The sequence below is a fragment of the Candidatus Thermoplasmatota archaeon genome, assembly GCA_030018475.1.
In the GTDB taxonomy this organism is placed as follows: domain Archaea; phylum Thermoplasmatota; class JASEFT01; order JASEFT01; family JASEFT01; genus JASEFT01.
The window spans coordinates 1-15,404 of the sequence record JASEFT010000029.1 but is presented as its reverse complement, the minus strand read 5'-3'; the positions used below and the strand labels follow the sequence as shown (position 1 = coordinate 15,404).

The 15,404-nt window shown below is 39.0% G+C and carries 14 protein-coding genes; 4 read left to right on the top strand and 10 right to left on the bottom strand.

Features of this window, described 5'->3' with window-relative positions; translation table 11 throughout:
• Nucleotides 1-147 precede the first annotated feature (147 nt).
• The 4 genes from bzdO to QMD21_04935 are packed head-to-tail and all read right to left on the bottom strand — an operon-like array spanning nt 148 to nt 3,191.
• Nucleotides 148-1,452, bottom strand: coding sequence for a benzoyl-CoA reductase, bzd-type, subunit O (bzdO, locus tag QMD21_04950; protein ID MDI6856111.1), 1,305 nt, complete (start codon nt 1,450-1,452; stop codon nt 148-150).
• Nucleotides 1,453-1,464: 12 nt separating this feature from the next.
• The gene (bzdN, locus tag QMD21_04945) at nt 1,465-2,589 is read right to left on the bottom strand and encodes a benzoyl-CoA reductase, bzd-type, subunit N (GenBank protein MDI6856110.1); all 1,125 of its coding nucleotides are present in this window, start codon (nt 2,587-2,589) and stop codon (nt 1,465-1,467) included.
• A 3-nt stretch (nt 2,590-2,592) separates the two neighbouring features.
• Complete coding sequence (locus QMD21_04940; protein ID MDI6856109.1) at nt 2,593-3,033, bottom strand: GNAT family N-acetyltransferase; 441 nt, start codon at nt 3,031-3,033, stop codon at nt 2,593-2,595.
• A gap of 14 nt (nt 3,034-3,047) precedes the next feature.
• On the bottom strand, nt 3,048-3,191 hold the full coding sequence (locus QMD21_04935) for a DUF2080 family transposase-associated protein (GenBank protein ID MDI6856108.1): 144 nt from the start codon (nt 3,189-3,191) through the stop codon (nt 3,048-3,050).
• Between the two features lie 151 nt (nt 3,192-3,342).
• Here QMD21_04935 and QMD21_04930 point away from each other — a divergent pair, with 151 nt between their 5' ends.
• Nucleotides 3,343-4,296 (top strand): ketopantoate reductase family protein, encoded by a 954-nt coding sequence (locus QMD21_04930; GenBank protein MDI6856107.1) that lies wholly within the window; start codon nt 3,343-3,345, stop codon nt 4,294-4,296.
• A gap of 10 nt (nt 4,297-4,306) precedes the next feature.
• A complete protein-coding gene (locus tag QMD21_04925; protein MDI6856106.1) occupies nt 4,307-5,104 on the top strand; it encodes an acyl-CoA dehydratase activase in 798 nt (265 codons plus the stop codon).
• Between the two features lie 11 nt (nt 5,105-5,115).
• Here QMD21_04925 and QMD21_04920 read toward each other — a convergent pair whose 3' ends face one another.
• The 5 genes from QMD21_04920 to QMD21_04900 all read right to left on the bottom strand — a co-directional run bounded on the left by QMD21_04920 (nt 5,116) and on the right by QMD21_04900 (nt 10,669).
• The gene (locus QMD21_04920; GenBank protein ID MDI6856105.1) at nt 5,116-5,322 is read right to left on the bottom strand and encodes a hypothetical protein; all 207 of its coding nucleotides are present in this window, start codon (nt 5,320-5,322) and stop codon (nt 5,116-5,118) included.
• Between the two features lie 178 nt (nt 5,323-5,500).
• Entirely contained in the window at nt 5,501-5,653 is a 153-nt protein-coding gene (locus QMD21_04915; protein MDI6856104.1) for a hypothetical protein, read from the bottom strand.
• A gap of 140 nt (nt 5,654-5,793) precedes the next feature.
• Nucleotides 5,794-7,347 carry an AMP-binding protein gene (locus QMD21_04910; GenBank protein ID MDI6856103.1) on the bottom strand — a complete coding sequence of 518 codons (1,554 nt, stop codon included), beginning with the start codon at nt 7,345-7,347 and terminating at the stop codon, nt 5,794-5,796.
• 9 nt (nt 7,348-7,356) lie between these two features.
• Nucleotides 7,357-9,432: an acetate--CoA ligase family protein gene (locus QMD21_04905; GenBank protein ID MDI6856102.1), complete on the bottom strand. Its 2,076-nt coding sequence runs from the start codon at nt 9,430-9,432 to the stop codon at nt 7,357-7,359.
• Between the two features lies 1 nt (nt 9,433).
• Nucleotides 9,434-10,669 (bottom strand): 2-hydroxyacyl-CoA dehydratase family protein, encoded by a 1,236-nt coding sequence (locus QMD21_04900; GenBank protein ID MDI6856101.1) that lies wholly within the window; start codon nt 10,667-10,669, stop codon nt 9,434-9,436.
• 102 nt (nt 10,670-10,771) lie between these two features.
• Here QMD21_04900 and QMD21_04895 point away from each other — a divergent pair, with 102 nt between their 5' ends.
• Nucleotides 10,772-11,938 carry a 3-ketoacyl-CoA thiolase gene (locus QMD21_04895; protein ID MDI6856100.1) on the top strand — a complete coding sequence of 389 codons (1,167 nt, stop codon included), beginning with the start codon at nt 10,772-10,774 and terminating at the stop codon, nt 11,936-11,938.
• 2 nt (nt 11,939-11,940) lie between these two features.
• Nucleotides 11,941-12,378, top strand: a complete 438-nt coding sequence (locus QMD21_04890; protein ID MDI6856099.1) for a Zn-ribbon domain-containing OB-fold protein — start codon at nt 11,941-11,943, stop codon at nt 12,376-12,378.
• A gap of 6 nt (nt 12,379-12,384) precedes the next feature.
• Here QMD21_04890 and QMD21_04885 read toward each other — a convergent pair whose 3' ends face one another.
• Nucleotides 12,385-15,075, bottom strand: a complete 2,691-nt coding sequence (locus QMD21_04885; protein ID MDI6856098.1) for an MMPL family transporter — start codon at nt 15,073-15,075, stop codon at nt 12,385-12,387.
• Between the last annotated feature and the right edge of the window lie 329 nt (nt 15,076-15,404).

The following is a 15,404-nucleotide window of genomic DNA, read 5'->3' as shown; positions in this document are numbered from 1 at the left end:
GCTGAGCTTCGCTTAATGCTTCGACTGCAGAAGATCTCTGGTCAAATCCACTTAAAGCAATAGCCTGCGCTAAAATTTTACTGTCTTGTAGTATCGTTACTTTTATTGTTTTAGCGCCCATATCTATTCCTGCCACTATCACTTTCATCACTCCTTTAATTTACTCATTCCTAAACTTTCCATGAAAGCGTCTATACGCGCTATAGTTCGCGCCTCGTCGAATTCTCGTTCATCGCCCATATTACCCTCGAACGTCATTACAGGAAAGCCTGCTTTCATCAAAGCCAATCTATTTTCTGCTATACCAAGACTCAAGCCTTCGCATCCTCTGTTATAGTGTAGTAATATGCCGTTAAGTTTCCATTCTTTCGCTATTCTTATCATCATTTCACTTTTTAGCTGAGGGGAATAAAAATGCTGCCATTCAGGCCTTGCAAGATTCCATTCTGCGAGTATCCTTAAAGCTTCATCGCGAGTTCTTATCTTAATACCTTTTTGTTGTGGAGTTTTCCTGGGACCCCAAGTGCCGTCTTCCTGTACCTCCCACATCCCAATAAGTCCGAAAGTATAGAGTGAGCCAACTGAAACGCAACCGTATTTCTCAAGATATCTGAAAATATTAAGGAATGCCCAAGGTGGCTGTGTATCGGTTATCACTCTGCACTGCTCGTTGCCCACAGCGGCAATACCTCTAGCAACTCTATCTTTAACCTCATCTCTTAGCTCTTCATAAAAGTCTGCAACTACTTTAGTGTGTTTCATCAAGGTACCGAGCACGTAAAGAGAGTACATTGTTTTCTCATCTAGCGGGGCAGGTACTGCTTTGTTTAAGACACATATTTCAGCCCATAGCGATGTAGAGCGGCATTCGTTATAAACTGCTTCAATCAATTTTTTGTCGTCATATTTTCTATTGGTAACTTTTTCGAGCCATTCGATACCGTCATGTAATTGAGAAACTACATAATTTAATCGATTTTCATTTAGGTCATGGTAAGGTCCTACAGCAACATCAATACAAAAATGCGGTATACCACCCTCAAGTTCACTTGCTACTTGGTACCATTTTGCATGAGAGCAACATATATGGTCTTGCCATATAAAATCAGGCTTTGGGAATTCACCGCCGAAAACGTATTTATTGAGGAGTATAGAGCCCCAATAGTTGCGCATATAAGAGCAGAGATCGCGTGCATAGCCTTTTGCTTCAGTCGCTTCCTGGCATTTCAAGGCGAACTCTTTATTCCATGCTACACTTGCGCCGTAAGGCTCGCCTGTGAGACAATATACATCATCGCCCAGCCCTGCAGGTATAGCGCTAAAGGACCAGGCACCGCCAGCCCATCTTATACCGCCTTTCTCTTTCGCAGCCGCAAAATCCTTGTAGTAATCTTCTCTTATTTTTTTAGCCTTTTGCCAGCATTTTAAAGGCTCTGTTGGATATTCTTTCATACTCTTTTCCCCCTAAAACAGCTCCTCGCCTCTTAGCATTTCAAGAAATGCCTCTGTCCTGACCTTAAACTGGCCTACAGGGACGGTCACATCAAGCTCCAGTGTAAGACTTGGAATGCCGTTTTTATTAAAATATTCCCGAATAGCAGGTATATCGAGCTCATGGGGGTCGCAGAATTTCTGCTGAACAAGTATAGCTCCTTTAACGTTGTAATCTTTCGCTAATTTTAGTAAATGCGGTAGTCTTCTGCGCTCTTCCCAATCTTTGCTTGGGCAAGGTGGTCGTTCTATGTACCTATCAGCAATAGCGACTAATCTACTCTCATCAGCAACTGCTTCATTCCAGAAATATCTGCTCCCAGTGCAGTTGTCATCTATAACAAGAGTAGCTCCTAATGATTCTACCATCTTTATGAATTGGGTATCGTCGTTTTCGCTACCCACTATCATTAATCTCACACCGTCATTACGACTCTCTTTTCGGGTTGGTAATTCGCATAGCAGTTTTTCTAACTCTTCATTATGTTCTTTTTTATCAACTAGCTGACTTGATACAACCATTTCCATAGCTTCCAAGCCTGAAAGCGGTGGGTTAGCGTTTCGTCTTAGTTCGTAAATCTGCCTCATCAAACGACGATTTACGTTTAATATCTCTATTCCTCGATCTAAATCTTTGTCTGATATAGGCTTCCCACTCCACTTTTCCAATGAGCTCTTAAATTCGGCTAGCTCTCCAATTAAATAAGGCTTTGCTCTAGGAGATTGAACTTTATTAGGCATTAGGAAATAATAGCTGTAATTAATTGGTATGTGCAATTGCCAGCTTGTAAATGCTTGCCTTATATGTAAACATGATTGAGCTATCATTATTCCATCTAAGTAACTATATTTTCCTTTTAGTCCTTGCGCTAAACAATCTCTACAAAACGGACAATACATACTGAAGATGTGCGGCTCAGTAACGTCTTGAGGCTCGTGACTGCCGAAAATCCTCACTGGTAAAACGCCTGCAGCGTAGATAATTTCTTCAGGTACGTAGGTGCAAAAATAGCCTAAAACCTTTCCACCTGTTTTTTCCTTCCATTCTTTAGCATAGTCATGTCTATTTTCATACCATTCTTTGAACTTTTGGAACATTTTTCATCCTCGCAATCTTTTCTCAAGATTTATAAAATTGCTTCTGGTAAATCCAATTGACTTGAAAAACGCTAATAAATCGCCTGAATCCCATCTAACAGTTGTGTATACCTCTTTTATCCCCTCTTTTTCGAAATGCTGAATCAGTGTTTTGCCTAATTTCTTACCTACCCCACGACCCATGAACTCAGGAGCTACTCCAACGAGCTCAATCCAGCCGCTTCTCTCTATGCCGAAGCCCCATGTTTTGATATCGCCAATAATAAAGCCTACAATTTTACCAGTGTATTCAGCCGCCAAGCATGCTTTAGGAGTTTTTTTAATATAGTCAATCACTCGCTCTGCCCAGTATTTAGGTACTTTTTTCTTTGTAATAGCTTCCTGTATTTTTGCTATAGCATCAATGTCACTTTTTTTCAAAGCCCTTATCTTAATTTCAGCCATATTTTCATCTTTTGTTAGTCAATTCTGATTATTTTAACATGCTTACCAATCCAATCTGGCGGCAGATATATTCTTCCACTGTTACCGCTTGCCTTGACCGTTCTTTCTAACATTTCTTCGCCGTATACTTCAAATTTTGATTTTGGAGTTTTAGCCATTATTTCAAATTGTATTTACTTTTTCATTACAATATATTTATATTGTAGCTATTTTGTAGCTTATATATTTTTCGCTATGCAACTTGCTAACATTTATCCCGACAGATTTAAAAAGTTACAAACCTATACACCACTGTAGGCAGGTGGTTAGTTGAGCATTACTAAGAAGAAAAAGATTGGAATAATCGGTGCCGGTCCTGTAGGCAGTATTTTATGCGCTCATTTAGCAAAAAGCAAAGAAGACGTTGCTATTGTAGACATGCTAAGAGAGCGTTTAGATGCGATAAAAAAGAACGGCTTGAATATTTCGGGCATTGTAAAAATGAACGCAAAAATTGAAAAACTTTGCTATTCCATTGCAGAACTAGATGCCTTCGACGCTGACTTAATATTTGTAGCTGTAAAAGCTTCAGCCTTGAAAAATGTCATTTCTGAGCTTAAAAAGATATACAAGCCGGAAATGAAAGTTGTCAGTTTTCAAAACGGTCTTGACACAGAAGAATTGATTGCAAGCGCATTTGGCGATGAGAATTCTCTGAGAGCTGTAATAAATTATGCTGGTATTTTAGTCAGTAATGAAAATGTAAAGATGACTTTTTTTAACAAGCCAAACTATATCGGCATATTATCTGACAAAGCACGCAATACAGGGAAATACATAGCTAATATTATGACGAAAGCAGGGTTAGATACTGAGTTTACAGAAAACATTAAGAAGTACGTATGGGAAAAAACAATTTTGAATGCAGCGATGAGCCCTGTTTGTGCACTAACAAAAATGACGATGAAGGAGGCAGTAAAATTTGAAGACACCTACAAAATCGCTGAGGAGTTGTTAAAAGAGGGGATAGCGGTTGCAGAATCTTGCGGATATGTTTTCGATAGCAATTTCCTTGAGAACTGCATCTTGTATCTTAGAAAAGCAGGTCATCATTTGCCGTCAATGTATCACGATCTCGAAAAAAATAGGGCAACTGAAATTGATTTTCTAAATAAAAAGATAGTTGAATATGGCAAGAAATGCAATGTACCTACTCCTTATAATTTTGCAGTAACCTGCTTAATAAAAGGATTAGAGATTAAAAATATGCTAACAAAAATATAATGGAGCGTTAATGCCAAATTATTTTGCAGGTATTGATGTAGGCGCTGTAACTACGAAATGCGTGATAATAGATGATAGGAAGGCGATTTTAGGTTTTTTTGTAAAAAATTCTGGTATAGACCTTAAGGAAGCTGCTGAGAACTGCTATCAAAAAGCTATAGAAACTGCAAAATTATCTATAGAAAATATAAAATATGTTGTCGGCACTGGATATGGGCGAGAGAGCATCTCATTTGCTAACAGTACAAAAACTGAGATTAGCTGCCATGCAAAAGGTAGCTACTTCTATTTTCCAAGAGCAATAACAGTCATAGATATTGGAGGACAGGACACTAAGGTTATTAAAGTTGACGAAAAAGGCAGAATAGCAGGATTTAAGATGAACAGAAAATGTGCTGCAGGCACAGGCGCCTTTCTAGAGGAGATAGCAGGCAAAATGAAAGTACCTGTAAGCAGTTTAGATGAGCTTGCGCGAAAAGCTACCAGTAACATAGAGCTAAGCAGTTATTGCACTGTATTTGCATCTACTGAGATATTATCAAAAATACGAGCTGGAAACACAAGAGAAGATATGATTAGGGGCGCTTTTAACTCAGTTATAAAAAGAGTGCTTGAGATGGACTCCGTTACTGGGTTCGTTGTTATGACTGGCGGGGTAGTTGCCTATAACAAAATAATTGTAGAATTGATAGAAGAAAGCAAGGGTATTAGAATAAATCTTCCGCCAAATCCTCAAATAACAGGAGCTTTCGGCGCGGCTCTTTTCGCAGTTGAGGAATATAGAGATCCATACGCTTGTAAGGGATAAATTTGATAACACTAGGCTTTTTCAAATAGAGATAAAGTGATAGTCCTCTCAAGCTCGCGCTTCCAATCGTCACTCTCAGATTTTTCTGTACTGAAAAGCTTAAAGTCATTAGAATAAAAGCATCCGAATCCGTGATGTGGTATTCCACCACATAAAATACCGTTACGATATCTCAATCTATAGAACTGCCCTACCCTTTTAAAATGTTTATCCTCCAACGAAAAAAGAATGTAATGTTTTAAGCATGATTTTATTCTGCCTTTTAACTCTAAGTGCTTAAGCTTGAAATTAATATTTTTAGGCTCTATTAAATTATAGCCCCCCTTTGCCCTGAGGGCATCAGACGGCTTTCTTAACTCAAGATGTATATGCTTTTCAGTCCAGGGATAGAAAAACTTACTCCAAAGTACCTAGTCTATCTCCAACTTCTACTCGCTCGTTTTCTTTGACCACAGCTTTCAAATGCAAAATTTTCGCCCATATTTTCTTGTTTTCACTGCATTCAATCATTATCAAATGCTCATTGCCTACATTAATAATTTTCTTCACTTTCCCATCAACGGGAGAAAATGGTGAGTAAATATCAACTGCCTTTCCAACTCTGTGAGCGTAGTAGGGACTGTTAAAAAAAGAAATCTTATTTGAGGCATAGATGTTTATATTTTTTACTTTAATGAAAGGCTCCATACCTACCTATATCGTTTTCGTACCTCTCTGTATAGTATCTTTCCTGTTACACTTCTAGGCATATCATTGCTCTTTATGAAATCTACAGATTTTGGTTTTTTATAGCCAGCGATTTTTCCTCTGCAGAACTCGATTATCTCCTGCTCAGAAGCAGTTTCGTTATCTTTCAGCACTACAATAGCCTTTACAGCCTCACCCCACTTTTCGTCAGGCACGCCAATAACTGCAACTTCAAAAACTTTCTTGTGTTGCGCTATTACTTGCTCTACCTCGCTCGGATAAACTTTCTCACCGCCTGTGATTATCATATTATCCTTTCTATCTACAATATAGAAGAAACCATCTTCATCTTTTTTTACAAGGTCGCCGGCACTGAACCACTCGCCTCTAAACGAGCTTTTGGTTCTATCAGGATCTTTATAATATTCATCAAACATCATAGGACCTTTTGAATAAAGCTCACCGACTTCGCCAACTCCAACTTCATTTCCATTTTCATCTAGAATTTTTACTAGGTCTGTGCCGAGTGATTCTCTACCTATAGAGCCGAGCTTGCGTAGCTGATCTTGAGGCTTGAGAACTGTAACGATGCCTGCTTCTGTAGAGCCGTAGCCCTCGTATAGCTCTACGCCAGGAAAGAAGTTCATTATTGCTTTTTTTGTCTCCTGCAGAACTGGCGCGGAAGAGCACAAAAGTTTTCTCAAAGAGCTCGTATCATATTTTTCAGCTATATTTTTTGGCACGCTCAGTATCAAACTGTAATGAGTAGGAATAAGCGATATAAACGTGACTTTTTCTTTATCAATTAATTCTAAAATTTCAACTGGATTAAAGGATCTCGCAGGGTGAATGTAAACTGTAGCGCCAATATAAGTAAACGTAAAAGAGAAAAAAGTAGAATTAACATGGCAGAGTGGCAAAACGTTCAAGCATACATCATGTTCATTAAAGCCGAAGTCTGCGCTGTTAATAAGATAAAACGCTATATAAGACTGATGCGATCTGACAACGCCTTTAGGCATGCCTGTTGTTCCGGAAGTATATAATAAAATCCATGGGTCTTTTGAAGAAACTTCAGCTTCAGGCTTTTTGTCGGGCGATTTTTTTAGAAGCTCTTCATAATTTAGATAGCCATAATAACTATTTTTTCCAACCACAAAATATTTATCCTTTTCTATATTTTTCAACTTCGGCTTTACTGTTTCAATTGCAGGAATGAACTCTTCGTGCACAATCAATCCTTTCGAATCTGAATGATTAAGGATGTACTCAATTTCTGAAGCCACTAATCTAAAATTCACAGGCACGACAACAAGACCGGTTTTTGCAGCTGCTAAATACACTTCTACAATTTCTATACAGTTTTCAAGCAGAACAGCAAGCTTATCGCCTTTTCGTAGCCCTGTAGCTAGCAAGCCCTGCGCTAGTTTATTCACTCTTGAGTTTAACTCAGGGTAGGTAAATTTTCTGTTCCTGTCCTTCAGAGCAACTGTAGTTCGGTAGTTCTTTGCGTTTGGCTCAAGCACTTGGCCTAGATTTAACCAATCTCCTCCCATAATTCTTACTTAGATTCTAACTTTTGCATCAACTACTTTACTTCCTTTACCTTTTTCATAAACGATAACAGGGTTGATATCCAGCTCTTTAATCATTGGTAGATCGGTAACTAGCTGAGAGACTTTTAAGAGAATATCTGAAAGTTCTTTGAGGTCAATGCCAACTTCGCCTCTAACACCTTTCAGTAAAGGATAGCTTTTAATCGAAGTAATCATATCTTCTGCTACCGACTCTGTTACAGGAGCTAATCTGAAAACAACGTCTTTGAATATTTCAACATATATTCCACCAAGTCCGAACATAAGCACATGCCCTAAATTATTGATAGCTTTAGCGCCGATTATCAATTCCTTGCCACCTGTAAGGAATTCCTGAGCTATATACTCGGCAATCCCAAATTTACGTTCAAGGCTCTTAAATTTCTCAATTAACTCAGCTTCGCTGGTTATGTTTAAAATTACTCCACCAACTTCTGTTTTATGAATTACTTCTTTTGATTCTACTTTTAGCGCTAATGGATAGCCTATGGTGGCAGCAGCACTGACTATCTCATCAACGTTTTTTGCGCTTGTGCTCTTAGCTACAGGTATGCCGTAACACAGAAGCAATTCAAATGCATCTTTACTCGAGAGAAAATCTCTTTTTTCGTTACGAGCTTTTTTTATCAGCGCTTCTGCATCCTCTTTTCTTACCTCAAACAATTTAGGCTTTTCTTCTTTCCTTTTTCTATACATGCTATATTTGCTCATAGCAGCTAAAACTCTAGCGCCCTGCTCAGGAAAATCGTAAACTGGTATATTAGCGGCTTTGATTAGCTCTATTGTTTTTGACCATTCTTTTTTATCTGTCATAAGTATGCAAATAATCGGCTTGGTTGCAGACTTGCTAACTCGTTCTAACTCTCTGGCAACGCCTTCACAATCTACAAAGAAAGGAGTGATAAAGTTCACCATGATTGCATCAATGTTGCTGTCTTGGAGCAGCGCATCAATAGCAGCCCCGTACTCCTTCGCTCCCCCAGTAGCTAGTACATCTATAGGATTGCTGATGGCAGATGATGGAAGAAGCGCAGTTTTGAGAACCTGTTTAGTCTCCTCTGATAAATCTGGAAGAATCAAGCCCGCATCGATGCATTCATCAGCAGCAATAATTCCAGGCCCGCCAGTATTCGTTACAACCCCTACTCTGGGTCCTTTAGGAAGAGGCTGAGTTACAAAAGCAATAGCAGCATCGCATAACTCTTCTATGCTACGAAAAGAGACTATTCCGCATTTATCAAATATTAATTCTGTGGTAGTATCTTTTCCTACAAGAGCACCGGTATGAGAGGTTATTGCCTTAGCGCCTTCCTCTGTTCTACCTGATTTCATTGCTAGAATAGGCTTGCGTCTTGCTATATCTGCAGCTATTTCCATAAATTCTTTAGGGTTATTTAGACTCTCAATGTGAAGCACTATAACTCTCGTTTGCTCGTCTTTCCCCCAATACTTTAGAATTTCTTGTAGGCTGATATCGCATGCATTACCATTACTTGCGTACATTCTGATACCGATACCAAGCTCGCTAAACCTATTATTAATTACTTCGCCAACGCCGCCACTCTGCGCTAAAATTGAAATATTTCCAGGCTTTATTTTTGTGAATGTAAAATTAGCGTATACAGATACATCTTTATCGGTATTCATTATCCCCTGACAGTTTGGGCCGAATATCCTAACGCCGTATTTCTTCCCAATTTCCACAATTTTTCGTTCTAGTTCTATACCTTCGCCGCCTATTTCTTTGAACCCAGCGCTGTTTATAATAACAACTTTTACGCCTTTTTTACCACACTCTTCAACAATGCTTGGCACAATAGTATTTTTTACTACAATATGTGCTAGATCAACTTCTTGAGGTATATCTAAAATAGATTTGTACGCTTTGAGACCTCTAACCAGTTCTTCTTTGGGATGCACTGGGAAAAGTTCGCCTTTAAATTTAAAATCAATTAAATTCTTTAAAATTCTATTCCCAATAGTTAGTTCTTTGTTTGACGCGCCTATAACTGCCACTGATTTAGGGTTGAACAGCGGATCTAACATATCAGCCTGCCAATTGCTCTATGAATGCGGTAATGTTTGTTTTAGTTTGCTCTTCAGAATAGCATCTTAAATCGTTTAAATCCGCATTTATAATTAAAGATGGTTTTTTTGTACGCTCTTGCAATCTTTTAGGCATGCAATATCTTGAGTTCGAGTTATTAGGACAGGTTTTTGCATCGTGGAATATTATTCCGTCTATTTTAAATGTTTTGATCATTTCCTCAATATATTTTTCTTTTACCTCATCAGATCTCACAATAAAAAGCTCTGTATAAGCTTTCGCCATACTGTAAAAAGGTTTTGAAGGGTCGAAAGAGTCAAAAATCCAGCTGTTGCAATAAGTTGATGCTACTACGCATGTATTGAGTGTCTGAAAAAGCTCTGACAACTCTCTAAGCTTTCCCCATATAGGCATGCCTTCCCAGTAAAGTCTAAATTTTTCATTATCTACAGCTGCGATATTATTTTGTATTCTTTTCTCTAGCTCCTCAAGTAGTAATTTATAATAATCATTTGCAAGCTCAGTACCTCTCAAGACAACTGCCGGCGCCATGTGAATTGTACCATCAAAAAATGTTAGTGGCGACGGCCTCACTGTTGCGGTCTCAAGTACTTTTCTCCAGAGTTTTGAGGTCTCAAGTGAAAGTGCAAGTACTCTTTTCAGCTCACCTAAGCTGAACTTATTACCTGAAATTTTTTCAAGAGGCTCAATAAGAGCTTCAAATTGCTCAGCAACAGAATTGATATGGACAGCTTCCACATTTCCAACGCCTCGATGAGTGTTTATTCCCAAAAGCGGAACTTTAAATTCGTGTGCGTAGAACGAAAACCAATCTTGCACATCTCTACACTGATTTGTATTAAATACAAGTACGTCAGGTTTTGGTACGCGCTCAATGCCGTATGCTTTTAACAATGGGGTTTCTTTTCTTAGCCATGCCCCTATATCGCTAGTAAGATAAGAGCATATTTCTGGAGAATAGCCGAAGGCATTAGCAGTAATAATACAATCAGTAGCAGTTCTCGTTGCTCCAAGCATAGCGCCATGGTTCTCTGGAAAATACACTAAAAATCCCAAACTTCTTAAGAGCTCTGCTGGGCCCACAGATGTGCACCATGCAATTTTTTTGTTGCCTGTTTTTGAAGCAGAAGCAAGCTCATAATAATAGTTTGCCATGAGCTTCTTTAGCTCTTCTGCTGCATGTATCTTTTTTCTAAGTAGCTTCTCTTGAGCCATACTGCTTTAAAATAAGCTTAGGAGTTATTAACTTTTTGCTGAAGAATTTCTTATATTAGCAACTTGGAAAAGAATATAAACTCGCAAATAATTCTTTGCTACATGAGAAAAGTTGCAATAGTTGGCGGCGGATTAGCAAAATTTGGTATACGAAATGCAACGTGGAAAGAACTTGCTCAGGAAGCTGGCAAAGCAGTTTTCGATGACGTGAAAAATCTAGCTCCAAAAGATATAGATAGTTTATTTGTGGGCGCTGCACAGCCTGAGCGATTTGCATTTCAAACGCATGTTGCACCTATGGCTGCGGAGCAACTTGGTATTTTCCCAACTAGGGTTGTCGCTAGAACAGAACTTGCATGCGCTTCCGGCCAAGCTGCGATTAGATATGCTTGGGCTTGCATTGCAAGTGGCTTATCTGAAATTGCACTTTGTGTCGGTGTAGAGAAAATGAACATTCCTAATATGGCTGAAGCTCAAACCTCTATGACAAACGTACTCGATAGGGAATGGGACGGCGTGCACGGCGCTTCTGCTCCACCTTATTTTGCAATGTGCGCTCAGCGCCATATGAAAGAATATGGTACTACTAGGGAGCAGCTTGCACTCGTCTCTGTTAAAAACCATCATTTTTCAACAACGAATCCATTTGCACAATTCCAGAAAGAGTTTACAGTTGAAAAAGTTATTACCGGCCCTGTTGTCGCGCCACCGCTGACGTTATTCGATTGTTGCGGTATTACCGACGGTGCTGCTGCTGTGATACTAACCTCTGCGGAACGTGCAAAAGAGTTTACCGATGTGCCAATGTACATTTTAGGCTCGGGGCAAAGCACAATTGGGAATTTAGTTACTAACTTGAAGAGTTTGACTACGTGGGAGCCGTTAAAGGTTGCAGCAAAAGAAGCGTTTAAATCTGCAAAGATTACAGTAGATGATATAGACCTAGCGGAGTTACATGATTGCTTTACAATTTCAGAGATAATCGAATATGAAGATTTTGGGTTCTGCAAGAAAGGCGAAGGCGGTAAGTTTATTGAAGAAGGTCAATCGAACATTGGTGGTAAGGTTGCAGTGAACACTCGCGGCGGGCTTCTTGGTACAGGCCATCCGTTGGGCGCTACTGGTATTGCACAAGCAATTGAGCTACTCCAGCAGTTTAGAGGCGACGTGCCTAAAGAAAGGTATGTAAAAGGTGCTGAGCTCGGGCTAACACATAACTTAAGTGGGGCAGCCAATATGCATAGTGTAATGATATATGGACGGGGATAAAGATGTCAGCAACAATACCATTGCCCTACATGCTGGATTTCTATCCTCTTGAAGATGAGAAGTTCACTCGAATCCATCAATTTTTTACTAATCTGAAGGCTGGAAAATTCACAACTACTAGATGCAAGAAATGTTCTACTATACTATGGCAGCCTAGGGTTGTATGCTCTGAATGTTTCTCTACAGAGCTTGAGTGGATAGAGCTTCCTAAAGAAGGCGAGCTGTTTGCTTACACAGCTATGGTACTTGGCGCGCCTTTAGGTATGGAGAAAGAAGTTCCTTTTGTTATAGGAATAGTAAAATTAGATGGCATCGATTTAAAAATTCTATCAAGAATTGATGATGTAAAATATGAGGATTGCGAGATCGGTATGAGAGTAGAATTAAAAGTCATTCGGCTTGAAGATGAAAGAGTATTTTACAGGTTTAAGCCGAAGTAATTAGTACTACTCAATAACAACGCCCTTAACCTTTTCTTTAGCCCAGATAGCGTAGAAAGCAGGTAGTAGGAAAAGCGCGATACAGAGGCTAACGAACAGCATTACAATTATCATAATAATAAAGGATCTCACTGACGCTATAGGAACAATTAGTGCTGCAGAAAGCGCTGCCATTTCTGTGGCTGCAGCTTCTAAAAACGAGACGCCAACAGCAGATGTAGATTCAGATACTTTTTCTAAGCTCAAGCCTCTCTCCCTTATATTGTGGGTTAAATGTATGCAGAAATCTATACCTACGCCTATAATTATAGAAGCAATCATCATAGTAATTAATGAAAGTTCTACATTAGCTCCTATGAAAGCTATAGGCTCGTAAGCAACTACAAGTATTATAGGGAGTATTGTTATACTAGCATACTTAAGAGATCTCAACATTACCGCAAGGCATACAAAGCAGAGAATAATAGCTATTATCATTGTTATCAGCTGGTTTGTAATGGTAAGGTCGTTGGCAGCAACTAGTACTGTAGCCATACCTGCAAGTTGCGATGTGCGCCCGTTTTGGATAGTACCGTAATTATATACTGCATCATTTACTTCTGTAATATTATCTCTTGTAGATGCTACATCCATTACAGGCATTTCTACAAGAATCAAAGTTCTAGTCTCGTATTCATTGATAAGCATACTTTTCATTTCTACACTCATTGCGTCGTAAAATATTCTTATTAGTGCTTTTTGAGCTCTTGGAACTAGAGATATTAAAGGCGCTTCTGAAACAAGCCACCAGTAAGTACGATTCTCAGCTAGCTGCGCACCTAGAGTAGAATTATAATAAGCCCAAAGCGCCTCTACAGGAAGCAAAGGAAAGAGAGAACTTAGCCACTCTATAATCTGGCTCTCATTAACAAACTGCGTAATCGTAGCCCTGTTTATTTTTACCATTTTCATTATATTCACAATACTTAATGTTTTTACTCTGGGCGCTGTGCTATTCATATGATATTGAAGTAAATCTATTGTACTGAGAGTAGTGTATTCGTCTGCTTTAGCAGTTACGAGTAGCAGCCCAGGCTGACCTGCTTCGAATTTTCTAGAATAATCTTGCATTTGAATAACCGAAGGCTCGTCTTGAGGCGCCATTAAGTAGTAGTCTGCAGATGTTTTTATTGCAGGGAGACAGAAAAATAGAGAGGTTATCAGAATAACGAGCGCAATTGCTATGATTTTCTTGCGGTTATTTACAGGAATGTCGCCGAACCTTCGCCACTGCTTGAGTATGTATCTTTTGCGGTAGTTAAGCAAAATAATCAAAGGAGGCACTAAAGTTACAACTATTACAAAAGCCACCACTATACCTACTCCAAGTGCCAGCCCCACAGTAAAAAGAGGCTTGAGCGTACCTATAGTTAGAGATAGGAACCCGGAAGTTGTGGTGATAGAAGTTAGGAATATAGCCACCGTAACAAATTTTGTGCTTTTTATTACCCTTTCTCTGGAATCAGCTCCTTTCTCTTCTGCAAATCTGTTTGCGATATAAATGCTGTCGCCAATAGCAAAAGCTACTAATAGAGGCGCTATGAGTATTATTTGAGGCGCTACAACAACGTAATCTTTAATTAATCCTACAAATCCGAATGTAATTCCAATTGAAAATAGCATTGGCAGCAATGCAATAACAACGAGTTTAAAAGTACGATGGAAAAAGAACAATACTATTGCTATAGCTATAAAGAGCAGAGGCAGAATTTTAATGAACTCGGTTACAGTTCTACGCTGAACTGCTTGCAATATTGTAGGCTGACCTGTAACTACCATTCTAGAAAGAGTTGCAGTTTTTGCAGCATTCTCAGCTTTGGCTATTATTGTTGGATGATCTGCTTCTCTGGGTATACCCAAAAGAATCACCGCGGAGTCATTCATACCATCGCCGTCAGTATCTCTTATAAGCCTGCTTAATTCAGGGCTCCCGCCGATCTGAGAAAGTATGAGTTCTGTACGCTCTTCGTTCGGTATAGAGTAGTTGCCTTTCCAGACAGTTTGATTCAGCTCTTTTACTAACGTAGAAATACTGAAAACATAGAAAACAGAGTCATTTTTGCCGCGGTCTGTTTTGTTATAATCCAGAAACTCTTCTACAGCGCTCATTTCCTGCAGAACCGGTAAGTCAGTGATATCTTGCCCCTTGTCTACAGAAACGCATATTATAATAAGGTCTGTAGGCCAGTCTTTTCGCACCTCGTCTAGAATTTGAGTTGAAGGCTCTCCAGGCGGAAGATAGATTTCAACATCACTTTGAATATTGCCTACGAGCCCCAAAGCTGGATAGCTGAGCAATAAACTAATAATTGTGACTATTATCACAGTTGCAAGTGGCTTGGCCGTCGTTAACCGAAGGTAATCTAATTTAGGTATTTTACTGAGCTTGGCAGTTAACCTGTCCCCTATTGTGTCAAGTGCTTTAATAAACTTCCCAAACCGCTCCATTGAAGGCTTACCAGGCTTAGCTTCAACTATACCTTCAGCTGATTTAATGTATCTCGTAAGCTCTTTATCGAGCTTTTCATCTGCTTTCTTAAAAACAGCTCTGAGCTTTTTAAGCGCTCTCACAATTAAAGCTAAAAGTATTATTGGGATAAATATTTTTTTACATTTGCATTTAACAACCGTTAAAGCTATCTGCTCTTTTATAAACAAAGAGTTTTTTTAGTAAAAACTATAAAAGCAATTACTGGAGGACCTATAAATTAGTCTCTCCGAATTTTTGGTAAAGTAGGAAAGAATTTAGTCTTTTACTGCTATTCTCTTCTCAATTTACTCGAGGGGAGAGTCAAGTGGTTGGGGGAGAGGACGTGTGTTTCACGCCCTCACTCTATGTTAAATAACAAATCAACCCCAACCATAGGCAATAATGTTGTTTTGAATATAAAAAGCTGACGCTCGGTTTTTAAATTTTTCTGCAACAGTTCGTACGTGGTTTAAGCATCAAAATGTTTCCGAGACTGTATTTTAGCTAATCCTAAGCT